This is a genomic window from Halomonas sp. (genome assembly GCF_052095765.1).
In the GTDB taxonomy this organism is placed as follows: domain Bacteria; phylum Pseudomonadota; class Gammaproteobacteria; order Pseudomonadales; family Halomonadaceae; genus Halomonas.
In genome coordinates, this window is the sequence record NZ_JBQDJZ010000031.1 from 1 (window position 1) to 26,055 (window position 26,055).

18 protein-coding genes and 1 pseudogene are annotated in these 26,055 nt (G+C 57.9%); 12 read left to right on the forward strand and 7 right to left on the reverse strand.

The window, feature by feature from the left end:
* Positions 1-241: 241 nt before the first annotated feature.
* The 3 genes from ACTH3D_RS05895 to ACTH3D_RS05905 all read left to right on the forward strand — a co-directional run bounded on the left by ACTH3D_RS05895 (position 242) and on the right by ACTH3D_RS05905 (position 4,822).
* Positions 242-1,138 (forward strand): SH3 domain-containing protein, encoded by an 897-nt coding sequence (locus ACTH3D_RS05895; RefSeq protein ID WP_441666137.1) that lies wholly within the window; start codon positions 242-244, stop codon positions 1,136-1,138.
* A 68-nt stretch (positions 1,139-1,206) separates the two neighbouring features.
* Positions 1,207-2,514 carry a FecR domain-containing protein gene (locus ACTH3D_RS05900; protein WP_441666138.1) on the forward strand — a complete coding sequence of 436 codons (1,308 nt, stop codon included), beginning with the start codon at positions 1,207-1,209 and terminating at the stop codon, positions 2,512-2,514.
* Positions 2,492-4,822 carry a CHASE2 domain-containing protein gene (locus ACTH3D_RS05905; RefSeq protein WP_441666139.1) on the forward strand — a complete coding sequence of 777 codons (2,331 nt, stop codon included), beginning with the start codon at positions 2,492-2,494 and terminating at the stop codon, positions 4,820-4,822. The genes ACTH3D_RS05900 and ACTH3D_RS05905 overlap by 23 nt, the downstream gene beginning before the upstream one ends.
* A 206-nt stretch (positions 4,823-5,028) precedes the next feature.
* Here ACTH3D_RS05905 and tsaA read toward each other — a convergent pair whose 3' ends face one another.
* Positions 5,029-5,745: a tRNA (N6-threonylcarbamoyladenosine(37)-N6)-methyltransferase TrmO gene (tsaA, locus tag ACTH3D_RS05910; protein ID WP_441666140.1), complete on the reverse strand. Its 717-nt coding sequence runs from the start codon at positions 5,743-5,745 to the stop codon at positions 5,029-5,031.
* A gap of 6 nt (positions 5,746-5,751) precedes the next feature.
* Complete coding sequence (nadC, locus tag ACTH3D_RS05915) at positions 5,752-6,603, reverse strand: carboxylating nicotinate-nucleotide diphosphorylase (protein ID WP_441666141.1); 852 nt, start codon at positions 6,601-6,603, stop codon at positions 5,752-5,754.
* 105 nt (positions 6,604-6,708) lie between these two features.
* Here nadC and ampD point away from each other — a divergent pair, with 105 nt between their 5' ends.
* From ampD to ACTH3D_RS05945, 6 genes are all read left to right on the forward strand, one after another.
* Positions 6,709-7,308: a 1,6-anhydro-N-acetylmuramyl-L-alanine amidase AmpD gene (gene ampD / locus ACTH3D_RS05920; RefSeq protein ID WP_441666142.1), complete on the forward strand. Its 600-nt coding sequence runs from the start codon at positions 6,709-6,711 to the stop codon at positions 7,306-7,308.
* Positions 7,309-7,638: 330 nt separating this feature from the next.
* Positions 7,639-10,317, forward strand: coding sequence for a pyruvate dehydrogenase (acetyl-transferring), homodimeric type (gene aceE, locus ACTH3D_RS05925; RefSeq protein WP_441666143.1), 2,679 nt, complete (start codon positions 7,639-7,641; stop codon positions 10,315-10,317).
* A gap of 62 nt (positions 10,318-10,379) precedes the next feature.
* Positions 10,380-12,368 (forward strand): pyruvate dehydrogenase complex dihydrolipoyllysine-residue acetyltransferase, encoded by a 1,989-nt coding sequence (aceF, locus tag ACTH3D_RS05930; RefSeq protein WP_441666144.1) that lies wholly within the window; start codon positions 10,380-10,382, stop codon positions 12,366-12,368.
* Positions 12,369-12,607: 239 nt separating this feature from the next.
* Positions 12,608-13,264 carry an adenylate kinase gene (gene adk / locus ACTH3D_RS05935; protein WP_441666145.1) on the forward strand — a complete coding sequence of 219 codons (657 nt, stop codon included), beginning with the start codon at positions 12,608-12,610 and terminating at the stop codon, positions 13,262-13,264.
* Positions 13,265-13,375: 111 nt separating this feature from the next.
* Positions 13,376-14,083 (forward strand): tRNA (adenosine(37)-N6)-threonylcarbamoyltransferase complex dimerization subunit type 1 TsaB, encoded by a 708-nt coding sequence (gene tsaB / locus ACTH3D_RS05940; RefSeq protein ID WP_441666146.1) that lies wholly within the window; start codon positions 13,376-13,378, stop codon positions 14,081-14,083.
* Positions 14,065-14,847, forward strand: coding sequence for a class I SAM-dependent methyltransferase (locus tag ACTH3D_RS05945; protein ID WP_441666147.1), 783 nt, complete (start codon positions 14,065-14,067; stop codon positions 14,845-14,847). Before tsaB ends, ACTH3D_RS05945 begins: the two co-directional genes overlap by 19 nt.
* Positions 14,848-14,993: 146 nt before the next feature.
* Here ACTH3D_RS05945 and ACTH3D_RS05950 read toward each other — a convergent pair whose 3' ends face one another.
* A complete protein-coding gene (locus tag ACTH3D_RS05950; RefSeq protein ID WP_441666148.1) occupies positions 14,994-15,656 on the reverse strand; it encodes a YecA/YgfB family protein in 663 nt (220 codons plus the stop codon).
* 63 nt (positions 15,657-15,719) lie between these two features.
* Between ACTH3D_RS05950 and ACTH3D_RS05955 the strand changes: the two genes are divergently transcribed.
* The 3 genes from ACTH3D_RS05955 to ACTH3D_RS05965 all read left to right on the forward strand — a co-directional run bounded on the left by ACTH3D_RS05955 (position 15,720) and on the right by ACTH3D_RS05965 (position 19,286).
* Positions 15,720-16,325, forward strand: coding sequence for a SprT family zinc-dependent metalloprotease (locus tag ACTH3D_RS05955; RefSeq protein WP_441666154.1), 606 nt, complete (start codon positions 15,720-15,722; stop codon positions 16,323-16,325).
* A 164-nt stretch (positions 16,326-16,489) separates the two neighbouring features.
* Positions 16,490-18,442 carry an acetate--CoA ligase gene (gene acs / locus ACTH3D_RS05960; RefSeq protein ID WP_441666149.1) on the forward strand — a complete coding sequence of 651 codons (1,953 nt, stop codon included), beginning with the start codon at positions 16,490-16,492 and terminating at the stop codon, positions 18,440-18,442.
* A gap of 181 nt (positions 18,443-18,623) precedes the next feature.
* Positions 18,624-19,286, forward strand: a complete 663-nt coding sequence (locus ACTH3D_RS05965; protein ID WP_441666150.1) for a response regulator — start codon at positions 18,624-18,626, stop codon at positions 19,284-19,286.
* A 148-nt stretch (positions 19,287-19,434) separates the two neighbouring features.
* Here the strand turns inward: ACTH3D_RS05965 and ACTH3D_RS05970 are convergent, their stop codons facing one another.
* From ACTH3D_RS05970 to ACTH3D_RS05985, 4 genes and pseudogenes are all read right to left on the reverse strand, one after another.
* A complete protein-coding gene (locus ACTH3D_RS05970) occupies positions 19,435-23,391 on the reverse strand; it encodes a hybrid sensor histidine kinase/response regulator (protein ID WP_441666151.1) in 3,957 nt (1,318 codons plus the stop codon).
* 64 nt (positions 23,392-23,455) lie between these two features.
* Complete coding sequence (locus ACTH3D_RS05975) at positions 23,456-23,965, reverse strand: hypothetical protein (protein WP_441666152.1); 510 nt, start codon at positions 23,963-23,965, stop codon at positions 23,456-23,458.
* Positions 23,966-24,055: 90 nt separating this feature from the next.
* Positions 24,056-25,846 carry a sodium:solute symporter family protein gene (locus ACTH3D_RS05980; RefSeq protein WP_441666153.1) on the reverse strand — a complete coding sequence of 597 codons (1,791 nt, stop codon included), beginning with the start codon at positions 25,844-25,846 and terminating at the stop codon, positions 24,056-24,058.
* Between the two features lie 6 nt (positions 25,847-25,852).
* Positions 25,853-25,999, reverse strand: a pseudogene (locus ACTH3D_RS05985) (DUF4212 domain-containing protein); the annotation flags it as partial.
* Positions 26,000-26,055: the final 56 nt, after the last annotated feature.

A 26,055-nucleotide genomic window follows, 5' to 3' on the forward strand; every position in this document is an offset into this window, starting at 1 on the left:
GTATTCTGTGTGCTTACCCATGAGCGTATTCCGGAGCGCTAGGCTCTGGTAGATCGCTCCTTGTCATGGCAGTAAACTATCGTGCTTTGTCACGGTAAGGGTATTCGGGGAGTCAGTCGTTCTGGATGGGAAGTACTCAATGGATTCATGGTTAAAGAAGCTGTGATGGGTTGCTTTTATTTCAGCTAGTTGAGAGGAGCCTATGAACGTACCTGCTGATAAGCGTTGGTGTTTATCTATATTGCTCGTTATTGCGTTTCAGGCACCGCTTGCGGCGGCTGACTTTGCCTCGGCACAGCGCGATTTTGAGAAACAGAATTATGCCTCAGCTTTTTATGAGTGGCGCCTGCTGGCTGAGCGTGGTGATGCGGACTCGCAGTATCAGGTTGCCCGCATGTATGAAAGCGGTGTTGGCACTGCGGCGAACTCCGGGGAAAGCATTAAGTGGTATCGGTTGGCGGCGGAGCAGGGCAGTGTGGAGTCGCAGTTGCGTCTGGCGGGCTTGGCTTTTGAGGGCGAGTTGCCAGGTGCGGGAGACAGTGAAGCGATGGAGTGGCTTTCTATGGCTGCGTCTGAAAACGACCCCGATGCTCAGGTATGGCTAGCAATGCTGTTATTGGAAGGTCGGGATGGTAGTAAGAACCCTGAGCAGGCGGCTCGACTGTTTGAAGCAGCGGCAGAACAGGGAGTAGCTGTGGCCCAGAATAACCTGGGTAGCCTGTATGAAAACGGTAATGGTGTGGAGCGCAATCCCGAAAAAGCCTTTGAATGGTACAGTAAAGCTGCCCAGCAGGGTGATCAGTATGCTCAGAACAGTCTGGGCGCACTATACGCGAAGGGCAGTGGAGTGGAGCGCAATAATGCCTGGGCAGTATTCTGGTTTGCTCAGGCACATGCCAATGGTAATGAGCTGGCAATCGACAACCTGGAAAAAAGCCTCAAGCACCTCAGAAAGCGCACCATCAACAGTGCTCGGGTCAATATCCGTGCAGGAAAATCCACTGATTATGATGTGATTACTAAACTTAAACGTGGCGATGAGGTTTTTGTATTGGGTGAGAGCGACGGCTGGTCGCAGGTGTATATACCGTCTCAGCAAGGTCTTGGGTGGGTTTCTTCCTCATTGCTGGCAGACTGATTGTTCAGTGAGACCACTGTACCTGGCTGCGCGAAGGTGTAGTGATTGATATGTGCTGGGGGAGTGCAATGAGAATTTTTTCTGGTTTGATGCTGATTACACTGTTGGTGGTATCTGGCAATGTGTTCTCTGCGAATTCTTCTGTCGATAAGAGCATGGATGATGGCTCTGGTGCAGCGAAGCTGTATCAGGTGCAGCCCGGTGATACGTTGTGGGATATTTCAGAAAGGTATTACGGTACACCTGATGTCTGGAGAAAACTCAGCACAGACAATGACGTTCCTGTACCCATTCACCTGCAGCCGGGAGAGATGCTTAGTCTCAGTCCTCTCGAGTCTAGCTTCCCCGGCGTGGTGACGCACTTGACCGGTGCGGTGTGGCGTGTTGAGCAGGGCCAGCGTGTACCACTGCGTGAAGGCGAGCAGGTGCAGGCCGGTGATTTTCTAGAAAGCAGTTCTGATGGTTTTGTGGCAATCAACTTTGCCGATGGCGCAACAGTCACCCTGCCGTCCAACACGCGGGTGACACTTGATAAGCGCAAGAGTGGTCAGGGTGTGAGGGTCACGCTTGTCGATGGCGAGGTAGAGTCTCGAATTCCCCGCAACGAGTCAGGTGATCCGCACTTTGATGTTGTCACCCCGACGGGCAACTTAGGCGTGCGAGGTACTCACTTTCGTGCGGCGTATCGCGATGATGCTGTGACCACCAGTGGCAGTGTTGCAGGTACTACGACCAGCGTGCTTGAAGGGCTGGTGGACGCGTCGTTCAGCAGTGGCCAGGCAGGTGTGGCTGCCGGCCAAGGCGCTTGGGCGGATGGAGGCCAGTTCGGTGTGGTCCAGCTGTTGCCGCCGCCACGCTTGCAGTCTTCTACAGAGGGGCTGGGTGGTTCGCTGGAGCTGATGCTGGGCTACGTGCCGGGTGCAGCTCTGTATCGAGCACAACTGGCCACCGACGCTGACTTCTATCGTGTAGTCCAAGATGTCAGCTCGGATAGCCGCCAGCTAGAATTTTCAGGCCTTGAGGAGGGCTTGTATCATTTACGCCTGATGGCCGTCGACAACAAAGATATTGAAGGGCTTCCGGGGTTAGAGGTGCTGTTTTATCGTCCTGTTGGCGCTCATGTCGAGTATCGTCAGGGCGAATGGATTTTTCACTGGAGCTCCCTCCCCCGTGTGAGTTACCGCCTTCAGCTCTCTGTGACGGAAGACTTCAGCGCTCCCCTGGTTGATAAACAGATGCAGAGCTCGCAAGGCGCACATGTCAGAAACTTGCCTGACGGGGATTATTACTGGCGTGTGCTGGTGTCGCAGGCTGATGAAGCTACCAGCCAGCTGGTTGGTTCTGGAAGGTTGAATGCCGAGGCTCGCAACCAGTAGTACGCGCCGCTACGCACGTACCTGTGTATTGATTGTCCTGTTCTTGATGCCACTGACCTGGTGGCTTCAGTATGAGCACTATTGGACATCCGACAAGCTGGTCTATGACACCTTGGTGTCGTGGCGCAGTGACCCGGTGTCTTCCGATGTGCTGATTGTTGCCATTGATGAGCTTAGTCTTGAGTCGCTGGGCTCCTGGCCCTGGCCAAGAGACACCCATGCGCGGCTGCTGAACCGGTTATCCGAGGCCGGAGTCAGAGCCGTGTTGATGGATGTGTTTTTTACTGAGCCGGCTCGCAATGCGGGTGAGGACAAGCAGTTGGTCGCGGCCATAAAGCGTAATGGCAATGTCTTTCTGCCAGTGTTGCGCTTGCTTGGCGCGGGTATGCGTGGAGCGGTGTTGCCGCCTCTTCCGGAGTTGCGTGAAGCGGCCAGAGGGCTTGGCCATGTGAGTGTTGAGACAGACACGGATGGCATGGTTCGCCGACTTTACCTTGAAGTGACAAGTGGCGGCCAGAGTTGGCACCAGCTTGCCTGGAAGCTTTATCAGGCGTTGCAGAAAGATGCTAGCAAACAGCCAACGGCACTGCCAGAGGCCTTTGACACCCTGCAAAAGAATGGTGATGAAAACTGGCAGCGTGACCACGCGGTGAGAGTGCCTTACCGGGGGCCACCGGGCAGTTATTCCAGCGTGCCTTACATCAGCGTGTTGCGTGGCGAGGTGCCAGATGTTTTGCTACGCGACCGCATCATCATGGTGGGAGCGACAGCAGGCGGGCTGGGTGACAAGCATCCGGTATCGCTGGCATTTACCCAGGGCAGCATGCCCGGCATAGAAGTGCAGGCTAACTTACTCGATGCGCTGCGCGACGGCCGTTTCATAGTTGGCGTACCAGAGAGGCTGGGTGCCGCCTTGGCACTGTTGCCCTTGCTGGGGATGATGCTGGTGCTGGGGCTGCTGCGCTTTCGTTATCTGATGCTGCCGGTGGTGTTCTCTTTAGTGGTGACGCTGCTGGCGTCATGGTTGCTGATGACCCAGGGTTGGTGGTGGCCGCCATCGGTCAGTATGCTGTCGATTGTTGTGGCGTATCTGTTGATCAGCTGGCGTAGTCAGGCTGAGGCGCTCAATTGGTTCAAGAAAGAAATCGAGCAGCTGGAGCGGGAGCCGCAACTGTTCCCGGTGGCTGACGCTGAGCCTCCGCCTAACTGGGGTGATGCGCTGCATCGGCGGCTGCATGCGCTGGACACTGGCGTTGAACGCCTGCGCAGTGCACGTCGCTTCGTGTCAGATTCGCTGAAGTCGTTGCCGCTGCCTCTGCTGGTTGTGGCTGATGATGGCCGTATCATTCTGGCAAACCGTCTTGCTCGGCAGCTTGAGCGGCAGCAGTTAGGTAGGCACAGCGAGAATGTTAGCGAGCTTCTAGAGACTCTGGATGACAGCATCGTCTTTGGAAGCGGCGATGCCAGCCTGGGGGCTGTACTTGAACAGGTCCATGGTCGTCGGGTATATGGCGTACCCGATCGCTGTTACCGGCTGGATTTCGCGCCGCTGCACACGGTGAGCGTACATCAGCAGAGTGGCTGGCTGATCGGCCTGGTTGACTTGACAGCGGAAAATCAGGCCGAAGAACAGCGCGCCCGCATGCTGCGCTTTCTTTCCCATGATCTCAAGTCTCCCCAGACCGGTCTTCTTGCCCTTGTCGACCTGCAGCGCCAGCCGCAAACGGCGTTGTCTGATGGCGCGTTTTATCAGCGTATCGAGCAGCAGGTGCGTACTGGCTTGACCCTCACAGAGGACTTCATGCAGTTGGCCAAGATTGAATTTGGCGCACCGGTGATCGATGTGGTGGTGTTGGAAGACGTGGTGATGGAGGTGCTGGACCAGGTGTGGTCAGCGGCCAGGATCAAGCGTATCAAGCTGAGCTCCGAGCTGGAGTGTGAAGAGGGTGGTGTGGTGCGCGGCGACAGGGGGTATGTGGTGCGTGCTCTGCATAACCTGTTGGATAACGCGATCAAATACAGCCCCGTTGATACTGAGGTTACGGTTAGCGTCCAAGAAGATGTTGAGCATGTGGTATGTCGGATTTGTGACCAGGGTCGCGGCATCGCTGAAGCCGACTTGCCGCGCATATTCGAGAGCTATAGCCGTGTCAATGTCGACTCCGAAATCCACGGCCACGGCCTCGGCCTCGCCTTGGTCAAAGCCGTAGTCGACCAACATCGCGCAAAAATCATCTGCACCAGCACCCTGGGTGAAGGCACCTGCTTCACCCTGATCTTCACACGCTACAACGACCCGGGTCTGTAAGAGCCCATCGCTCACCTTGCTCGGCTATGGCATTTCATTTCATTATATATCATCGACATATACTGGCTTTCGAAGGAGCCTTATTCACAAGGCGAAACTGGTTTTCGTAGGAGGCATGTTTACATGCCGAAACCGCCGCGCAGCGGCGGCGGGGGTGGTGCCGATGGCACATCTGGTGGCGATACCCAGGCGCCTGAAGGCCTCTCTTACGCAGGGCGTAGTTCTATGACTTCCAGTACATTTTCCCGGGTGGCGCGAAAGCGTACGTCGACGTCGCGCAGGCGGATGCCGTGGATGCGGGTGTCGGGGCTGCGGCGGTAGGCGGGGCGTGGGTCCTGGGCGAGAACTTGTTGGATCAGAGTGCTGAAGTTTTCGCAGTCAGCTCGTGCGGCGAGTTGCTGGCGTGCCTGGTTGCTGAATACCACGTGACACAGCAGGGGTGGTTCGGGGGCGAAGCCACCTCGGGCATCCGGGCGTGCTTCAAGCCAGGGCAGGTAGGGTTTGATATCGACCACTGGGGTGCCGTTCGCGAGATCGGCGCCGCTGAGGCTCAGGCATACGCCATGACGGGTGTCGATATGTTCCAGGGTAACCAGTGATAAGCCAAGGCGGTTGGGGCGGTGGGTGCTGCGGGTGGCAAAAACCCCCATCTTTGTGTTGCCGCCCAGGCGAGGCGGGCGTACTAGCGGCGTCCAGCGTTTCGGGCTGAGATGAAAGATAAAGGTCAGCCAGATGTGGCTGAAGTCTTCTAGCCCGCGCACACTGAGTGGGTCGTTATAAGGGGAGCAGAGTACCAGGGTGGCGCGGGCGGCACTGGCTAGCCCAGGCTGACGTGGAATGCCGAAGGGGTCGGCAAAGTCGCTGAAGATATGGCCGATGGGCTCAAGCTGCAGCGGCTCGCTGTTTTTAATGGTCGTTTTCAAAACCTGTTAGTCGACAACATCTGTCAGCCGCATTGATAGGTCGATGGCGGTGACGTTTTTGGTCAGGGCGCCGCTGGAGATGCAGTCGACGCCGGTTTCGGCAATATCCCTGAGCCTGGCGGCTTCGACGTTGCCTGATGCTTCAAGCACGGCCTTTCCGGCGTTGCGTTCTACCGCTTCGCGCATGTCATCTAGAGAGAAGTTGTCCAGCATGATGACGTCGGCACCAGCGGCAAGAGCGTTATCCAGCTCTGCAAAGGTCTCTACTTCTATCTCTACCGGCAGGTCGTGTGCGATGCGGCGGGCTTCTTCGATGGCAGCCGAAATGCCGCCGCAGGCGGCGATGTGGTTCTCCTTGATCAGGAAAGCGTCATAGAGGCCGATACGATGGTTGTGTCCCCCGCCGCAGGTGACGGCGTATTTCTGGGCCAGGCGCATGCCGGGCAGGGTCTTTCGGGTGTCCAGCAGACGTACACCGATGTCGTCGATCAGGTCAACGAAAGCGCGGGTCTGGGTGGCGGTACCTGACAGCGTTTGCAGTAGGTTGAGTGCAGCGCGCTCGCCAGTCAGCAGGCTGCGTGCCGGACCTTCCAGCAGCAGGAAGGGCTCGTTGGCGGCAATGCGATCACCGTCGCTGGCTAACCAGTGCAGCGAAACACTGGTGTCCAGGCGACGAAACAGCTCGTTGACCCAGGCCATGCCGCAGAGCACGCTGTCCTGACGCGCAATCACACGGGCCTTTGCGCGCTGGGTGGCGGGAATCAGCTGGGCAGTGATGTCACCGGGGCCGACGTCCTCCGCTAGCAGACGGGCTGCGCTGTTGCGAATCTCCTCGGCGAGGGCATCCTGATAGTCCATGGTAAGCCTGTCCCTGTATTTAAAAGTCTGTGTGGAAACTCTGTGCTGAAATGCGTTGAGCGGTCATTATAAGTGAACTGTGCAGGTTAACGTCAGGGGAGAAACATGTCGATTCAACCGTCTATTCAGGCGTCTGTTCTACCAGCGATACATGAAGGCTGGCTGGGTGGTGCCCGGCGCGTGCTGTCACCTAACTGCAATGAACGGCCGGATGGTGAGGTGTCACTGCTGGTGGTGCACTCAATCAGCCTGCCGCCAGGTGAGTTTGGCGGTGAGGCGATCGAGCAACTGTTCACTAACCGGCTGGACCCTGAGGCGCACCCCTATTTTGCTGGGATATACCAGTTGCGTGTGTCGGCGCATTTGCTGATTCGCCGCGACGGTGAGTGCGTGCAGTTCGTGCCCTTTGACCGGCGCGCCTGGCATGCTGGCCGCTCGCGCTGGCTGGACGCCGGGCACTGGCGTCAGCAGTTGAATGATTTTTCCATCGGCATTGAGCTGGAGGGTGATGAAATCTCGCCCTACACTCATTCCCAGTATCTTACGTTATGCCGAGTGACGCACGCGCTGATAGGGCATTATTCCGAAATGGCCATTGAACGTATCGTTGGCCACGCGCATGTTGCTCCGTTACGCAAAAATGACCCCGGCTCTGCTTTTGACTGGGCTTTCTATCATCAGCAGCTCGCAAAATCAGTGTTGTAATCTCTCCACTCTACTCCCGCCGCCGCTACGCGACGGTTTTGCGGCACAAGTGCCGCTTCTACATTTAAGTTGGCGGGTGTGAGGGCGGAGCGGCGCGAGGCCACAGGAGATGCTGACTCAAAGAGTTTTGGAAATCAGTTCCAAATCTGTTTTAATTGCCACTATGTAACAGATGCGATAATTTTGAGAGCCGTGCTGTGTGGTTCACGGCGTCTTGTAAAAACATTACAAAAACGTGGTTGTACTGCCGACAGTTTGCGTGCGGCCACCCATAGCAAATACCTCTTGCCGTGGGGAAATCAGTCCCCACCGTCATTCGGAGAGACGTCCATGAGTCTTGAGACACGAGAAGATCTCGATCCGGTCGAAACCACGGAGTGGTTAGAATCCCTGGAGTCAGTACTGGACCGCGAGGGTGAGGAGCGCGCCCGTTATCTGTTAACCCGCTTGGCGGACCGTGTTCGCCGGGACGGCAGCCAGGTACCTTTCTCGGTGACGACGCCACATCGCAACACGATTCCGGTACATCGCGAGGCACGTATGCCTGGCGACATGTTTATGGAGCGGCGTATCCGCTCACTAATCCGCTGGAACGCAGCGGCCATGGTGACCCGCGCCAACGCCAAGAACAGCGGCATTGGCGGCCACATTGCCAGCTTCATGTCCAGTGCCACCTTGTATGATGTGGGCTTCAATCACTTCTTCCGTGCGCCCAAGGGCGATTTTAAGGGTGACCTGCTGTTCATTCAGGGACACAGCTCGCCGGGTGTCTATGCCCGCTCCTTCCTGGAAGGCCGCCTGACCGAAGATCAGATGGATAAGTACCGCGAGGAGGTCGATGGCGACGGTCTGTCTTCCTATCCTCACCCGTGGCTGATGCCTGACTACTGGCAGATGCCGACGGTTTCCATGGGGTTGGGACCGATCATGGCGATCTATCAGGCTCACGTCATGAAATACCTGGACCAGCGCGGCCTGCAGCCGATGATGGACCGCAAGGTGTGGTGCTTCATGGGTGATGGCGAGTGTGATGAGCCGGAGTCATTAGGTGCCATTCATCTGGCGGCTCGCGAGAACCTGGACAACCTGATTTTTGTCGTCAACTGTAACCTCCAACGTCTGGACGGTCCGGTGCGCGGTAACTCGCGGATCATGGACGAGCTGGAGGGCGTATTCCGCGGTGCCGGTTGGAACGTAATTAAGGTGGTCTGGGGGCGTCTGTGGGATACGCTTTTCGAGCAGGATCACAAGGGCATTCTGCAGAAGCGCATGGACGAGGCGGTCGACGGCGAGTACCAGAACTACAAGGCCATGGGTGGCGCCTATACCCGGGAGCACTTCTTTGGCAAGTACCCGGAAACTGCCGAGATGGTCAAGGATCTGTCCGACGACGACATCTGGAAGCTCAACCGTGGCGGCCACGACCCCTACAAGATGTATGCCGCTTATCATGAGGCGGTTCATAACGCCAATGGGCGTCCTACCGTGGTGCTGGCGCATACCGTCAAGGGTTATGGTCTTGGCGCGGACGGCGGCGAAGCCGACAACGAGGCGCACCAGGTCAAGTCGATTGACGACAAGGGCGTTCTCAAGCGCTTCCGCGACCGCTTCAGCATCAATGTCTCGGATGAGCAGATCGAGAATGAAATGCCGTACTTCAAGCCGGAGGACGACTCTCCTGAGATGCGCTATATGCATCTTCAGCGCGAACGCTTGAACGGCTATCTGCCGACACGCAACTCGGACTTCGAGGCGCTGGATATTCCTAGCCTCGACGACAAGATTTTCTCTTCGCAGACTGGCGGTTCCAAAGGCCGTGAGATTTCCACCACCATGGCTTTCGTGCGCATCCTCAACGGCCTGGTGAAGCACAAGGGCTTTGGCCAGCAGGTAGTGCCGATTGTGCCCGACGAGGCGCGTACCTTCGGGATGGAAGGTATGTTCCGCCAGCTGGGTATCTATAGCCCCGGTGGTCAGAAGTATGAGCCCATGGATAGGGGCCAGCTGATGTACTATCGCGAGGACAAGGCCGGTCAGGTGCTTGAAGAAGGCATCACCGAAGCGGGTGCCATGTCGTCGTGGATTGCTGCGGCCACGTCCTACAGCAATAACGACATTCCGCTGTTGCCGTTCTACATTTACTACTCGATGTTTGGTTTCCAGCGTATCGGTGATCTGGCCTGGGCGGCTGGCGACATGCAGGCACGCGGCTTCATGGTAGGCGGTACAGCAGGGCGTACAACGCTTAACGGTGAAGGCCTGCAGCACCAGGATGGCCACAGCCACCTGCAGGCATCGATGATTCCCAACTGCCGTAGTTATGACCCGACCTATGCCCATGAGCTGGCGGTGATTGTGCAGGATGGCTTGAAACGTATGTTTGCCGACAAGGAAAACTGCTTCTACTACCTCACGGTGATGAACGAAAATTACCCGCACCCTGAGCTGGAAGAGATTCCTGCGGCGGACATCATCAAGGGCATGTACCTGCTGCGCGAGAGCAAAGGCGACAAGGGGCATGTGCAGCTGATGGGTTCTGGCACGATCCTGCGTGAGGTTGAAGCTGCTGCTGAAATACTCGCTGAGGAGTGGGGTGTGGGCTCTGATATCTGGAGCGTGACCAGTTTCAATGAGCTGCGTCGTGAGGCGTTAGAAATTGACCGTCAGGCGTTTATCAATCCTGAGGTTGAGCGTGGGCAGCCACATGTAACAGCCTGCCTTGAGGGCCGCACGGGGCCGGCAATTGCCGCCACCGATTACATGAAACTGTTCGCCGACCAGGTTCGCGCCTGGGTGCCGACCGACTACCATGTGCTGGGAACCGACGGCTATGGCCGCTCCGACACCCGCGAGAAGCTGCGCCATTTCTTTGAAGTGGATCGCTACTTCGTCACCGTTGCCGCTCTCAAGGCGCTGGCGGACCGTGGTGAGATGGATCGCAAAGTTGTCGCTGAGGCAATTGCCAAATACGGCATTGATACCAACAAGCCGAATCCGCTGACCAGCTGATCCCGATGTCCGGGCGGGGATTGCCCCGCCCGTTCCAGACACGATTTGGAAGGAGCGCAACCTTGAGTAGCGAAACCATCAATGTTCCCGACATCGGCGGCGATTCCGATGTGGAAATCATCGAGGTCGCGGTGTCTGTCGGCGATGTTATCAACGCTGAAGATACCCTGATCACCCTGGAATCTGACAAGGCCAGCATGGACGTGCCTTCGCCCAAGGGCGGTAAGATCGTCAAGATACTGGTTAAGGAAGGCGATACCGTATCCGAAGGTGATGCCATCGTTGAGCTTGAGGCTCAAGGCGGCGGGGATGCTGAGCCCGAGGCCAAGTCAGCGGCTCCCGCCGCTGAGTCTGACAAGCCAACGGCAGCCGAGAAACCGGCGCCAAGCGCTAGCTCAGATGGCGGCAAGCAGACCGTGGATATTGTGATTCCTGATCTCGGCGGTGACGAAAATGTCGAAGTTATCGAAGTGGCTGTGGCCGTAGGTGATGAGATTGCCGAAGAAGACACCCTGATTACCCTGGAGTCTGACAAGGCGTCTATGGACGTGCCTAGCGAACAGGCCGGTAAGTTGGTCACCCTGACCGTCAAGGTGGGTGATACCGTGTCGATGGGCGACGTGATCGGTACTATCGAAGTCACTGGCGATGAGGATGCCGGTGCTGATGACAGCGCAGCGGATGCGCCTGCTGCACCGGCCGCCGAGTCTAGCGCTGATTCGCAGCCCAAACCTGCAGCCAGCAGTGGGCCGAAGCGTCAGGAAATCCGTGTGCCGGATCTGGGCGGTTCCAGCGACGTGCCAATTATCGAGATGGGCGTCTCTGTTGGCGACGAGGTTGAGGAAGAAGGCACGCTGATTACTCTGGAGTCTGACAAGGCCTCTATGGATGTGCCAAGCCCCTACGCGGGCAAGCTGATTGAGCTGAGCGTCAAGGAAGGCGATACCGTCTCCGAGGGTGATCTGATCGGCTACATTGAAACCGTTGGCGGTGGTGCTGAAGAGGCCAGCGCGCCTCAGCATGCCGCGCCCCAGCAAGGTGGCGCTGAGCAGCCCAAGCAGAGCTCATCTCCGGCGGGTCGCCCGAGCCCGGAGGCCGAAATGGCCGCTCAAAAGCCCCGTGAAGGTAAGCTGGTGCATGCCGGGCCGGCGGTCCGTATGCTGGCCCGTGAGTTGGGCGTTGACCTTGAGCTGGTCAAGCCCAGTGGCCCCAAGGATCGCGTGCTCAAGGAGGACGTCCACAGCTACGTTAAGCAGGTGATGGCGGGCGGTCAGGCCAAAGGTGCGAGCCCCGCGGCGCAGGGCGCGGCTGGTAGCGGTATTCCACCGATTCCTGACGTCGACTTCAGCCAGTTTGGTGAGGTCGAAGAGAAGCCCATGGGTCGCCTGATGAAAATGGGCGCGACCAACCTGCATCGCAGCTGGGTCAATCTGCCCCACGTCACCCAGTTCGACGAGGCGGATATCACCGAGCTGGAGGCCTTCCGAAAGTCGATGAAAGCCGAGGCTGAGGCCCAGGGTGCCAGGCTCACGCCGCTGCCGTTCATGATCAAGGCTTGTGCGCTGGCGCTGGCACGTTATCCACAGTTCAACGTCAGCCTGAAAAGCGACGGCGAAACGCTGGTGTACAAGAAGTACGTACACATCGGAATTGCCGTGGATACGCCGGATGGCCTGATGGTGCCGGTGATCCGAGATGCCGACAAGAAGTCGCTAATTGAGCTGGCCAAGGAGTCGGTTGAGCTGGCTGGCAAGGCGCAGAATAAGAAGCTTAAGCGCGACGACATGAGCGGCGGCTGCTTCACCATTTCGAGTCTGGGTTCGATTGGTGGCACGGCCTTCACGCCCATTGTCAATGCGCCAGAAGTCGCCATTCTTGGTGTCTCAAAGGCGCAGATGAAGCCGGTCTGGGATGGTGCCAGCTTCCAGCCGAGGCTGATGATGCCGCTGTCACTATCCTATGACCACCGTGCGGTTAACGGTGCCGATGCGGCGCGCTTTACGGCCTTTATTGCGCAGCTGCTCAGCGATATTCGTCGCCAGCTGCTGTAAGGCGAGGAACGGAAGCAAGTGCAGCGGAGACGGCGCCTTTGGGCGCCGTCTTTTTCGTCGTTTGGTCTGCCAGACCAAAGTGTTATTTGTTGCCAGGCAGTTGAAAGGAAAAGGTTTTTTATTAAGTCCTTTGGTTTTTTCATGATGTTCATCTTGTCTGACGTCGATGGCAGGGGTATTGTAATTTCACTCATTTTTAACACTCTACAATTTAATATATTGCTTCAAGGAGCAGTCAGATGCGTTTGATTCTGTTAGGGGCGCCGGGCGCCGGTAAGGGCACCCAGGCCCAGTTCATCTGTGAGCGCTTTGGCATTCCGCAGATTTCCACTGGCGACATGCTGCGCGCTGCAGTTAAGGAAGGCAGTGAGCTGGGCCTCAAGGTCAAGGAAATTATGGCGACGGGTGGGCTGGTGTCTGATGAGCTGATCATTGCTTTGGTCAAGGAGCGTATTGCTCAGCCGGACTGTGCCAACGGTTTTCTGTTTGACGGCTTCCCGCGCACCATTCCCCAGGCTGATGCCATGAAGGAAGCCCAGGTCAAAATTGACCATGTGCTTGAAATTGCTGTGCCGGATGAGGAAATCGTCAAGCGCTTGGCGGGCCGTCGTGTGCACCAGGCGTCTGGTCGTACCTATCACATCGACTATAACCCGCCCAAAGAAGCAGGGAAGGACGACGTGACTGCCGAGCCGCTGATTCAGCGCGAAGACGACAGCGAGTCGACAGTCCGCAATCGCCTGGCTATCTACCACGATCAGACGGCACCGCTGGTGGAGTACTACCAGCAGTGGGCGGCTGAAGAGCCCAGCGTCGCGCCTGCCTATCACCGGGTTGAAGGTGTCGGTAGTGTGGATGACATCACGTCTCAGGTAACCCGCGCTCTAGAAGGCTGAGCCTAGCGAATCCGAGACCGAGTATCAGTTACTCTGTCGTTGCAAAGGCCCGCATTGCGCGGGCCTTTGGCGTATAATTAGCCAACATTTTCCTGACATCTTGCCCATCATATGCCAATACTGCTTGCCTTGGATGCCTCATCAAGTGCCTGTTCCGCCGCGCTGCTGCACCGTCAGAGCGGCAGGGATGACCAGCTGATTTCACGCTTTGAGCTCACGCCCAGAGAACATACGCGGCGGCTGCTGCCAATGGTCGATGAGGTGCTGGCCGAAGCTGGCGTTACGCCTGCCGAGCTTGATGCCGTGGCCTATGGGCATGGCCCTGGTTCTTTCACCGGGCTGCGTATAGCCGCTGGTGTAGCCCAGGGGCTGGCGTTTGGCTTGGGGCGCCCGCTGATTGGTATCTCGACCCTTGAAACCCTGGCGCTCGGTGCCTATCGACGCCATGGGTTTCAGTATCTGCTGACCGTGCTGGATGCGCGTATGGGCGAGCTGTACGCCGCCGCCTGGCAGTATGGCGAGGCCGCTGGCGGCGGGATGATTGCGCGCATGGAAGAAAGCTTGTTGGCGCCTGAGCGCCTGCTGGTGCCTGAGGGCGGCGAGAGCTGGGTTGGTGTGGGCTCGGGCTGGCATCTCAAAGAGGCCATGCCAGAGCAGACCCGGGCTGCTGTCCAGCAGTGTCTGCCTGACTGCGAGGCGGCGGCGGAGGACATGGTGCTACTGGCTGCGGATGCCTTTGCTGCTGGCAAGGGGTGTGCGGCACATGAGGCACAGCCTGTTTATCTGCGCGACCAGGTTGCATGGAAAAAGAACCGGTGACTCGGGCATCTGTGGTGGCAGCGACCACTGCTGAGCTGGCCCAGCGCTGGGGGCTGTCTGAGCACGACAGTCCCGAGGGCCGTGAGGCCTCACTATTGCTGCGACAGCAAGATGGCCGATTGGAGCTAGCCGGCGACTCTCGGCGATATGGCAAGCCGCTGCAGGTGGATTTTGTCGCCGGACGTGCCGCACATCGCCGGCGTTTTGGCGGCGGTAGAGGCCAGTTGATCGCCCGTGCCTGTGGGCTGGGCAAGGTGGCTACGCCTTCGGTAATCGATGCCACGGCGGGGCTGGGACGCGACGCCTTTGTGCTGGCCAGCCTTGGCGCGCGGGTGCTGCTGATTGAGCGGGTAGCGGCGATTGCCGCGCTGCTCGATGATGGGTTGAGGCGCGCCAGGCAGGATGTCGACACTGCAGAGATTGCCGCTGCCATGACGCTGATGCAGGGAGATGCCTGTCGCGACCTGGAAGCGCTGATCCAGGCTTCCGGCGCGGAGCCTGACGTCATTCACCTGGACCCGATGTTTCCCCACCGCGACAAGTCGGCGCTGGTCAAGAAGGAAATGCGGGTGTTTCGCGAGTTGGCGGGGGACGATGATGATGCAGCGCAGTTGCTTGAAGCCGCGCTGGATATGGCGACATATCGCGTGGTGGTCAAACGGCCACGCAAGGCACCACCGCTGGCAGGGCCCGCGCCACGCCATGTGCTGGAAGGCAAGACCAGCCGCTATGATCTCTATGTGCACCGTGCCATGCAGAGTTGAGGTGTCTGCAATACCAGGCGAGTGTCACGGATGTTACCCGCCGCCGCTGTGCAACGGTTTCGCCTTGTGAGCAAGGTTCCTACGAAAACCAGTGCATGTCGCTGTTTTAAAGGGGTTGTGGGAGCGGCTTTCAGGCCCCTTGGGGGTCAGCGTTTGCGTCCTGTCTTCCCTTTTTTTCCACCAGCAGGCCCCTTGCGCCTTGGGCGCGGTTGGTCCGTCTCAGGGGGGACGCGAAAGTGCAGGTAGAGGTCGAGTACCAGCTCAGGCAGTTGGGCGGTAAGTTCGGCGAGGCGTTGTTCATCTTTGGCCAGTTCAGCCATGTCAGGTTCGTCATCGAACAACCCCGAGAGCAGCATGAAGGGGAGCAGCAGGGTAGCTGCGGTTTCTTCGCTGTCTTCGAACCAGGCGGCTTCATTGAGAAATACACCTTCCATGAAGCCGGCGCACCAGTCGCCGGTTGGCGTCTCTTCCGGGGGTAGTCCATCCAGCTCCAGGTCAAACGGGAGCTCAGGCAGTCCGCCCGCTTCCAGCACGTTAATGGCATTGGTGCGTAGGCTGTCCAGCAGGCCAAGAATCCGATCGCGCTCTGTGGCATCGGCAAACGCTGGCTCGCCCTGAAACAGCTCGGCTACCCATACGCCGGTTGACTGTTCAACGGGGGCTACGGCCAGTGCCACCAGAAAACCATGGCTGCCGATCAAGTCCAGCGCGTCAGGTCCCGCCCGCTCGGACGCCAGAAAGCCGTCGAGCTCATCGAGATTCTCATCCTCAAGCAGGGGGTAGGGCTGGGGTGTTTCGTTGTCAGGCATGGTGTCTCTCGCTGCTGTCGCAGGCCTGTGTGCAGGCCGGTTAGCGGGGGATAGCCGCAGTTGGTGGCGCGCTTTACGCTACCAGAGGCTCATGCCATTCTAGCATTCATGATGACTCCCGTACTTGATGATATTGATAAGGACTGGTTGACCGGGCTGGACGTTACGGCCAGTCAACAGGCGCTGCTTGATCGCTGTACCGAGGCATGGAAACTTTGCCTGGAGGTGTATGGCGACTTGCCGTGTCCGCGCATCTGGTTCGATTTGCGCGGCAAAACCGCAGGCCAGGCGCATTTTGGCCGAGGCGGTTTGCGTTTCAACCCCGTACTTTACGATGAAAACCGCTATGCATTCCTAATCAACATTGTTCCCCATGAAATGGCGCACTGGCTGGTTGACCACCTTGAAGGCAGCGAGAAGATGCGCCCGCACGGTCATGAGTGGAAAACTGTCATGCGCGAGCTGTTCGGGCTGGCGCCTGATGTGACACATTGCTTTGATACCGGTCGGGCAAGTCCGGCCCCGCATATCTATGCGTGTTCTTGCATGCGACACACTTTCACGAATCGGCGCCATGGGCTGGTTCTCGGGGGGAAGCGCTACCATTGTCGTAGCTGTCTGTTACCGCTGACCTATCTGGGTCGTAATGAAGATATTAAAGTTAGTTAACTATCTGTTATTAAAGTGTTTTTTATTTCTACCAAGGTCTAAATGGAAGACGGCCCCGAGAGGGATATGCTAGACGGGTTACTGACTGGGCCGTTACGCACAACAACAATGCGTTCGGATGCTGTTATCTGCCTGATATTCTTCCTGAGCAAGAGGTCTTTTCTATGAGTGAGCAGCACAAGCACATTTATCCGGTTCCCGAGGCACTGGCCAAAAGCGCCTGGATCGATAAGGCAGGTTACGAAGCTCAGTATCGCCGGTCCATCGAGGATCCTGAAGGCTATTGGGCAGAGCAGGCCAAGCGGCTTGACTGGATCAAACCGCCCACCAAGATCAAGAACTCTTCTTTTGGCCCGGATAATGTCGAAATTCGTTGGTTCGAGGACGGCACGCTCAATGCCAGTGTCAACTGCCTTGACCGTCATCTGGAGACCCGTGGCGACCAGCCGGCGATTATCTGGGAAGGCGACGATCCGAATACCGACAAGACGCTGACTTACCGCGATCTGTACGAAAAGACCTGTCAGATGGCCAACGGCCTGAAGTCGCTGGGTATCGAAAAAGGTGATGTGGTTACCCTATATCTGCCGATGATCCCCGAAGCAGCCATTGCTATGCTGGCCTGTGCGCGAATCGGTGCGATCCACTCGGTGATCTTTGGCGGCTTCTCGCCGGATGCGGTAGCGCAGCGTGTGGTGGGTGCGCAGTCCAAGCTGGTCATCACTGCCGATGAGTCGGTACGTGGCGGCAAGAACGTGCCGCTCAAGGACAACGTCGATGCAGCGCTGACCCGCGATGGCACCGATGTGTGTAAGAATGTGATGGTGGTCAAGCGTACTGGTGGTGAAATTGACTGGCATGATGGTCGCGACGTCTGGTACGAAGATATCGTTTCCGGTCAGCCTACCGAGTGCCCGGCCGAAGAGATGAACGCTGAAGATCCGTTATTCATCCTATTTACCTCGGGCTCTACCGGTGCGCCCAAGGGCATGAAGCATACCACCGGTGGGTACATGACGTACGCCGCCCTGACACACCAATATGTCTTTGATTACAAGGATGGTGACGTCTACTGGTGTACCGCTGACGTTGGCTGGATCACCGGCCACAGCTACATCGTCTATGGCCCTTTGGCTAATGGCGCCACCACCCTGATGTTCGAGGGTGTGCCCAGCTATCCGACGCCAGGCCGTATGGGCGAAGTGGTCGATAAGCACAAGGTCAACATCCTGTACACGGCGCCAACGGCGATCCGTGCACTGCGCGCCCATGGCGATGATGTTATGGCGTCCAGTACTCGCGAGAGTCTGCGCCTGCTGGGGTCAGTCGGTGAGCCGATCAACCCCGAAGCCTGGGAGTGGTATTACCGGGTCATCGGTAATACCAAGTGCCCGATTGTTGATACCTGGTGGCAGACCGAAAACGGCGGCATCCTGATTTCGCCTCTGCCTGGCGCTACCGACCTCAAGCCGGGCTCCGCGACCTATCCTCTATTTGGCGTTAAGGCGGGTATCGCCGATGCCGACGGTAATCTGCTGGAAGGCGAAGCCGAGGGCAACCTGGTGATCCTGGATTCCTGGCCGGGTATTGCCCGTTCCATCTGGGGTGACCACGAGCGCTTTATTCAGACCTACTTCTCGACCTACCCAGGGATGTACTTCACTAGTGATGCCGCGCGTCGTGATGAGGACGGTTATTACTGGATTACCGGCCGCGTCGATGACGTGATCAACGTTTCTGGGCACCGCATGGGCACCTCCGAGATTGAGTCGTCGCTGGTGGCGCATGACAAGGTGGCTGAAGCGGCCGTGGTGGGCTTCCCTCATGATATCAAGGGGCAGGGCATCTACATCTATGTCACCCTGGCAGAAGGCTTTGAGCCCAGCGACGAGCTCAAGAAAGAGCTGGTCCAGTGGGTGCGTAAGGATATCGGCCCCATCGCTTCTCCGGATGTTATCCAGTGGGCCAGGGATCTGCCCAAGACCCGCTCAGGCAAGATCATGCGCCGTATTCTGCGCAAGATTGCCGCCAACGAGACTGAAGGTCTGGGTGATACCAGCACGCTGGCCGATCCGTCAGTGGTGGATGAGCTAATTGAAGACCGCGTTAACCGTTGATGTGAAGCAGCAACTGCAAGGTTGCAATATGAAACAAGCGCCGGCCGTTATGCTGGCGCTTGTTTTTGGCGTTCGATAAAGATACTTGGGGCAAGAGGCTGGGCTGAGTTAACATGAATGCAATAAATAAAGCATCCGCTGACGGTGCGGGTCATCGCTCAAGGTATTTGGAGGAGAACCCATGGCAGTTGCTCAGAAGTTCATCGTTGCTGATGACCATCCCCTGTTTCGCGCCGCATTGACTCAGGCGTTGCGTCAGGTTGGGGCTCAAGCCGAGATTGTAGAGGCTGATACCATGGAGGCCACCAATGAGGTGGTTACGCGCCATCCGGATGCAGACCTGATCCTGCTGGATCTGCATATGCCGGGGGCCCATGGGTTTTCAGGGCTGATCCAGTTGCGCAGCCAAGCGCCAGAGGTTCCGGTTGCTGTTGTATCGGGTAGTGATGAGCCGCATGTGGTGCGGCGCGCTATCGACTACGGTGCATCGGGATTCATTCCCAAGTCGTCATCCCTGCAGCTGATTGCCGAAGCGGTAGGTGAGATTCTTAATGGTGAAGTGTGGCTACCTGCCGACATGGCTGACAGTCTCGCCGGTGCCGACGAAGAAGACACCCGGTTTGCCGAAGCGATTGCCTCACTGACCCCGCAGCAGTTCCGCGTACTCAACATGCTCACCGAAGGTCTGCTCAACAAGCAGATTGCCTACGAGTTGAGCGTATCTGAAGCCACCATCAAGGCCCATGTTACTGCCATCCTGCGCAAGCTCGGTGTGCATTCCCGTACCCAGGCCGTCATCATCGCCCAGAAACTCGAAGTGGAGCCGCCGAAAGTCCGCTCCTGAGCTTGCCCGATTTTGTGGGAGCCCGGTTTATCGGGCTCCCACAATAAAATCGGCGCATCTCGTTGTTTATAAACGGATTTTTTGACCTTCGTGGAAGCTGGCTTCAGACAGCGATGGCGCCGTCAGGCGCCTGGTAGGGCATGAGCTATCACTCACTCTTCTTGGTTCTTCCCATGGCCTGGCTGGCCTGAAGGGTGCGGGTCAGTAGGGCGCGCAGGGCGGCGGGGCGGACGGGTTTGAGTAACAGGTGGAAGCCGCCGCGCTTGATCTGCTCGGCGACTTCTTCGGTGCGGTCGGCGGTGATGACGATGCCGGGTACGTCACTTTCCAGGCGTTCGGTCAGCGCATCAATGGCCATCAGGCCGGTCACTTCGTTGTCCAGATGGTAGTCGGCCAGGATGGCGTCGGGATCGCCATCCAGATGGCGAAGCACCGTTTTGGCGCTGCTGATTGAGGTGGCGGTATGCACGTCACAGCCCCAGCCCGTCAGCATGGCTTTCATGCCTTCTAGGATCAGCGTTTCGTTATCGATACACAGGATGCGTTTGCCAGCCAGCTTGTTGCCGGCCCGCTTGACGTTGCTGGTGTCGTAACTACTGAGCTGGCCAGCTGGCACCAGGGGAACCCTAATGCTGAAAACGGTGCCCTGATCAACCCTGGACCTTACCCGGATCGGATGGTCCAGCACGCGGCTCATGCGGTCAGCAATCGATAGCCCGAGGCCCAGACCTCGCTCACTTTCCTTATGCCGTGAGACCTGATCGAGTCGTTTGAATTCCTGGAAGATTTCGCTGAGCTTGGCTTCTGGAATGCCGGGGCCGCTGTCCCATACTTCGATGAGCAGATGATTTTTTTGACGTCGAAAGCCCAGCAGAACGCGGCCTTGCTGGGTATAGCGAATGGCGTTGGACAGGAAGTTCTGAATGATGCGGCGAAGCATCTGAGGATCGCTGTCGACCCAGCAGCGGGTAGGCACCACATGGAGGTCGAGGCCGCGATCGGCGGCCATTACATCGAATTCGGCGCGCAATGGCTGGATGATGTCAGCCAGGGCAAAGTGGCTGCGACGGGGTGTCAGCGCGCCGGCATCCAATTTGGATATGTCCAGCAGCGTACTCAGTAGCTCCTCGGCCGCCTGCAGTGAGTTGTCGATGTGGTTGATGGTGCGCTTGGTTTCGCCGCTTTCAAACTGTTGTGACAGCGCCGAGGTGAACAGTCGTGCTGCGTTGAGTGGTTGCAGCAGGTCGTGACTGGCTGCTGCCAGGAAGCGGGTTTTGGAGGCGTTGGCGGTTTCAGCCGTCTGTTTGGCATGGCGCAGCGCTTGCTCGGCCTCGGCTCGCACGCGATTTTCCTGGCGTAGTGCCGAGTTGGCGGCAGACAGTGCCTGAGTCCGTTCGCGCACTCGTTCTTCCAGGGTTTCGTTGGTTTCTTTGAGGGCGATTTCGGCGCGACGTCGCTCAGTAATATCCTGATATAGCGAGAAAAAGCCGAGAATTTCGCCGTTATTATCAAAGTGTGGCGTATAGGTGACCAGCATGTAGTGCAGCCCGGACTCCATGCGCAGTGACACCTCGAAGTTGACGCGCTCACCATCAAGCGCACGCTCAAGCCACGGAGCCCGCTCACGCGCCATGTGCTCCGGCATTACCTCCCACAGCGGCTTGCTGATCACGGCGGCGCGGTCGATGTTGAAGGCCTGCTCATAGGCACGGTTGGTAAACAGGTAGCGGCATTCCTTGTCGAAATAGGCGATCAGCGCCGGCACATTGTCGGTATAGATACGTATGTTGTTCTGGGAGAGGATCAGCTCTTCCTCAACCCGCTTTTGCTGGGTGATGTCTTGATAGGTGTACACAAAGCCGCCCCCAGGCATGGGGGTACCCTGGACTTCCAGCACGCTGCCGTCCTGGCGGTAGCGCACATAGCGGTGAGGATGGCCCTGGCGGATATTACTCAGCAGTTGCTCGACGTGCTCCTCAGGGTCTCCGGGGCCGTATTCCCCGTTATGAGCGTTATGGCGGAAGATGCGTTCCATGGAGGCGCCAACCCGTATCAAGTGATCGGGAAAACGGAACAGCTCTAAATAACGCTGGTTCCACACCACCAAGCGCAGATTTTGGTCGACCACGCCAATGCCCTGGTTGATATTTTCAATGGTGGCCTGCAGCAGGGCGCGGTTGAATTCCAGTACCTGAGAGGCTTCATCAACAATAGAGATAACATCTGAAATGCCGATGCCGCGCCCCTGTAGCGCCGAGTTGACAACGATTCGTGCTGAAGACGCGCCCAGCACCGAGGCCAGTAGGCGCTCGGTGAATTGGATGATATCGATAGACGCTCGGGCGTTGTCCTCAAGACTGATGCCGGCGCGCTGGGCATATTCGCTGAAGGCGCGATTGACTTGGGCGGGGCCAAGAAAGCGTTCGCACAGCACTTTGAGGTCGTTGACCGTGGTGGCACCGGTCCATGGACGGTTGACCGACGTCTGGCGTGTTTCCACGCTATCGACGAACAGTGAGGCCTGAATGCGTTCAACTACCCGCTGCGGCGTTACTTGGGAAACAAAGATATAGCAGGCCAGATTCAGGCCGAGCGACATCATGACGCCATGGGTAAAGCTGTCGCCGACGTTCAGCCCCAGCAGCGAGATAGGCGACAGAAAGCCGATGCCCAGTGGGCCACCGCTGAGCCAGTGCGCGGGCAGCACACCGGCGCTGATCATGGCCGGTAATAGCAGGCTGTAAGTCCAGATGGTGAAGCCCGCAACCATGCCGACAATGACGCCCATGCGATTGCCGCGCTTCCAGTACAGGCCGCCAATTACTGCGGGAGCAAACTGGGCTGCGGCGGCAAACGACAGCATGCCGATCGAGGCTAATGAGCTGAACTCGCCAATCAGCTTATAGGTGCCATAGGCCATGCCCAGCACGGCCGCGATGGTGATGCGACGGGTTCGCAGTACCAGGCGGCCATAGTCACGCGCCTTGGTGTCGAACCAGCGCAGGCGGAACAGCGCGGGTATGACGATCTCGTTAGAAATCATGATCGAGACAGCCACTGCAGCGACGATGACCATACCGGTAGACGCCGAAAAACCACCGATATAGGTCAAAAGGCTCAGCCAGCTGTTACCGCTGGCCATGGGCAGGGCGAGCACGAAGTTGTCTGGCGCCACGCTGCCATCGGCAAATAACGTCAGGCCGGCGGCGGCCAGTGGCAGCACGAAAAACGCGAAAGCGATCAGGTAGGTCGGAAACAGCCAGCGGGCGATGGACGCATCATCGCGGTGGGTGTTTTCGACCACGGCAGCGTGGAATTGACGTGGCAGGCAGAGCACGGCGAGCATTGCCAGCAGGGTCTGCGCCCAAAAACTCTGACCGAAGTCCTGCTCGACCAGCTGGCGCTGCAGCTCAAGCTGGATATCGGCAAAGGCCAGAAGGTCACCCAGGCCATCAAACATCACCCAGGTGACGTAAGCGCCCAGGGTGAGAAAGGCAACCAGCTTGACTAGTGACTCGAAGGCCACCGCTTGGATGAGGCCCTCGTGATGCTCGGTGGCATCGGTGTGACGGGTACCGAACAGGATTGCGAAAATGGCCATGATAAAGGCGACATAGAAAGCGGTGTCGCCAATCAGTGGCGTGCGGGTGATGTCTGAGGCCAGCGTGAGCTGGCTAAATGTACTGGATACCGCTTTCAGCTGCAGGGCGATGTAGGGCAGCGTACCGATCAGCGCCACCAGGCTGGCAAAGGCCGCCAGCGACTGGGTCTTGCCGTAGCGCGAGGCAATGAAGTCAGCAATGGAAGTCACGTTCTGGTGCTTCGCTACACGGATCATCTTGGCCAACACCGGCCAGAACAGCAGTAAGGTGATGATCGGGCCGATGAAGATGCTGGCAAACGACCAGCCTGAGGTGGCGGCCTGGCCGACGGCACCGTGGAAGGTCCAGGAGGTGCAGTAGATGGCCAGCGCCAGGCTGTAGATGACTGGCCGCCGGCGCGAGGCACCAAAGCGGCGCGCTTGACGGTCACCGTGCCAGGCAATGGCAAACAGCACGGCAATGTAGAGCAGTGAAACAACGATCAGCAGCCAGCCAGCAAACATCTAAGTCTCCTTGTGGTGACTCTATTCTAGAGGCCCGTAGGTGGCTGCGCTATCTCATGCCTCGCTATTGGCCGGAGCAGTGATGTTGATACAGCGGCGCGTCTTCATCCAGAAGCCGCATGTCTTCGACCTGGGCGCGGCCGTTTTCCTGGTCGAGCGGCACCAGTTCTCGGGTAGTGCAGTTGAGCAAGGAAGGATGGATGCTGACTCGGTCTGGATAGGCGCGTTCAAAATGATACAGCTGGAAGCTGACGACATCGCTGTTATCTGATTCGCTGGCGATGCTGTCGTCCACTACCGTGAAGGCGTTGGTGATGGGAAACAAAAAGGTCCAGGGGCGCCATACCATTGAGCGTTGCTCAGAGCTGATCACCTGTGCCTCGGATGGCAACAGCTGTTGTTTATGCTCGAACCAGCTGTATTCTTGGTAGATCTGATAGCCCAGTATGCCGAGCCCGGCAAAGGCCGGGATGATCCAGCGTGGCAGGCGTTTCCCGCTGATTTTGCGCAGCAGCATGGCGATACCTGCGCTGCCCAGTCCGGCGAAGATCGCCGCAATCAAATGCCAAATCATTCTTAGTGTCCTGACGGCAGTCGGGCTTCCCGAAGGAAGCCCGACGTTGGGTGGTGCACCGCTCAAGCGGCACGCGTGGAGGGATTATCCTCAGTGTACGTTGGATGGGCCAGCCCCTTTCGGGTAGCGCACACTCTCGACCAGATCCTGGATGTGCTGCGGTGGTGCAGCAGTGACGCGGGATACCAAGAAGGCCACGATGAAGTTGAGCATCGCACCCACGGCACCGAAGGACAGTGGCGAGATGCCGAACATCCAGTTATCCGGCGTGTTGGGGAGCATGTTGGTTCCCGGAATGAAGAACCAGCCCAGGTAGGTGAAGATGTACAGAAGGGTAGCGCAAAGGCCTGTCAGCATGCCGGCAACTGCGCCAACATTGTTCATGCGCTTAGAGAAAATCCCCATCATCAGCACCGGGAACAGTGAGGCGCCGGCAATACCGAAGGCGAGTGCCACCGTTTGGGCAGCAAAGCCGGGCGGATTCAGCCCCAGGTAGGTTGCCAGCAGGATGGAGCCACCCATGGATATCCGGGCCGTCAGCATTTCTGATTTTTCAGAGATGCCTGGGTTGATCATCGTCTTGATCAAGTCATGACTGATCGCCGACGAGATGGCCAATAGCAGACCGGCTGCCGTGGACAGTGCCGCCGCTATACCACCGGCTGCAATCAAACCGATCACCCAGGGCGGCAGGTTGGCGATTTCCGGGTTGGCCAGTACCAGGATGTCGTTATTCACATCCAGCTCGTTGCCTTTCCAGCCACGCTCTGCAGCAATGGGCGCGTACTCTTCGTTCGTGTCGTTGTAGACTTGGATACGTCCGTCGTCGTTCTTGTCGTCAAAGGTGATCAGACCGGTCTCTTCCCAGGTCTTGATCCACTCAGGACGATCCTCATAGAGGATAGGGTCTAGTGCCGCCTGCTCGTAGTTATCGCTCACCATTTCCGGATAGACCGTGGTCATCAGGTTGAGGCGTGCCATGGCGCCTACTGCCGGTGCTGTCAGATACAGCAGGGCGATGAACACCAGAGCCCAGCCGGCAGACCAGCGCGCATCGGCGACCTTGGGGACGGTGAAGAAGCGGATGATGACGTGGGGCAGGCCCGCGGTACCGACCATCAGCGACAGGGTGAACAGCACCATGTTGAGCTTGTTGTCGATGTCTTCGGTGTAGTCTTGGAAGCCCAGCGCCACGATGACCTCATCAAGCTTGGTCAGCAGTGGCACGCCGGATTCTGTGTAGTCACTGAACAGGCCTAGACCCGGAATCGGGTTGCCGGTCAGCTCCAGTGAGATGAATACCGCTGGAATGGTGTAGGCCACGATCAGCACGACGTACTGAGCGACCTGGGTGTAGGTGATGCCCTTCATGCCACCGAACACCGCGTACAGGAACACGATCAGCGCGGCGATCCAGATGCCCCAGGTGTTGCTGACCTCAAGGAAGCGCGAGAAGGCAACGCCGGCACCAGTCATCTGACCGATAACGTAGGTCACCGAAGCGATAATCAGACAGATCACCGCCAACAGGCGCGCGGTGCGGCTGTAGTAGCGATCGCCGATGAAGTCGGGAACGGTGAACTTGCCGAACTTGCGAAGATAGGGCGCAAGCAGCATGGCCAGCAGCACGTAGCCGCCGGTCCAGCCCATCAGGAAGCTGGAGTTGGCATAGCCGCCGGAGGCTAGCAGGCCGGCCATGGAGATGAAGGAAGCGGCAGACATCCAGTCAGCGGCAGTTGCCATGCCGTTGGTGATCGGGTGTACGCCACCACCGGCAACATAGAAATCCTTGGCCGACCCGGCTCTCGCCCAGATGGCGATGCCGATATAGAGGACGAATGACGCCCCGACAAAAAGCAAGTTGATTGCATACTGGCTCATATTATTTTACTCCCCGAGGCCGTATTTTTTGTCTAGGCCATTCATGCGCCATGCGTAGAAAAAGGTGATGGCTATGAAGGTCAGGATCGACCCCTGTTGGGCGAACCAGAAGCCCAAGTCTGTGCCGCCAACCTGAATGCCCGACAGCAGCGGGCCGGTAGTTGTCAAGAAATCTGTCGCCTCTGAGATCATTCAGGCCACCTGTTTTT

Excerpts from the sequence above, each read along its gene's own strand:
- ACTH3D_RS05900 (WP_441666138.1), top strand. The coding sequence starts at position 1,207 with ATGAGAATTTTTTCTGGTTTGATGCTGATTACACTGTTGGTGGTATCT.
- ACTH3D_RS05905 (WP_441666139.1), top strand. The coding sequence starts at position 2,492 with ATGCCGAGGCTCGCAACCAGTAGTACGCGCCGCTACGCACGTACCTGT.
- nadC (WP_441666141.1), bottom strand. The coding sequence starts at position 6,603 with ATGGACTATCAGGATGCCCTCGCCGAGGAGATTCGCAACAGCGCAGCC.
- ampD (WP_441666142.1), top strand. The coding sequence starts at position 6,709 with ATGTCGATTCAACCGTCTATTCAGGCGTCTGTTCTACCAGCGATACAT.
- aceE (WP_441666143.1), top strand. The coding sequence starts at position 7,639 with ATGAGTCTTGAGACACGAGAAGATCTCGATCCGGTCGAAACCACGGAG.
- adk (WP_441666145.1), top strand. The coding sequence starts at position 12,608 with ATGCGTTTGATTCTGTTAGGGGCGCCGGGCGCCGGTAAGGGCACCCAG.
- tsaB (WP_441666146.1), top strand. The coding sequence starts at position 13,376 with ATGCCAATACTGCTTGCCTTGGATGCCTCATCAAGTGCCTGTTCCGCC.
- ACTH3D_RS05945 (WP_441666147.1), top strand. The coding sequence starts at position 14,065 with ATGGAAAAAGAACCGGTGACTCGGGCATCTGTGGTGGCAGCGACCACT.
- ACTH3D_RS05950 (WP_441666148.1), bottom strand. The coding sequence starts at position 15,656 with ATGCCTGACAACGAAACACCCCAGCCCTACCCCCTGCTTGAGGATGAG.
- acs (WP_441666149.1), top strand. The coding sequence starts at position 16,490 with ATGAGTGAGCAGCACAAGCACATTTATCCGGTTCCCGAGGCACTGGCC.
- ACTH3D_RS05965 (WP_441666150.1), top strand. The coding sequence starts at position 18,624 with ATGGCAGTTGCTCAGAAGTTCATCGTTGCTGATGACCATCCCCTGTTT.
- ACTH3D_RS05970 (WP_441666151.1), bottom strand. The coding sequence starts at position 23,391 with ATGTTTGCTGGCTGGCTGCTGATCGTTGTTTCACTGCTCTACATTGCC.
- ACTH3D_RS05975 (WP_441666152.1), bottom strand. The coding sequence starts at position 23,965 with ATGATTTGGCATTTGATTGCGGCGATCTTCGCCGGACTGGGCAGCGCA.
- ACTH3D_RS05980 (WP_441666153.1), bottom strand. The coding sequence starts at position 25,846 with ATGAGCCAGTATGCAATCAACTTGCTTTTTGTCGGGGCGTCATTCGTC.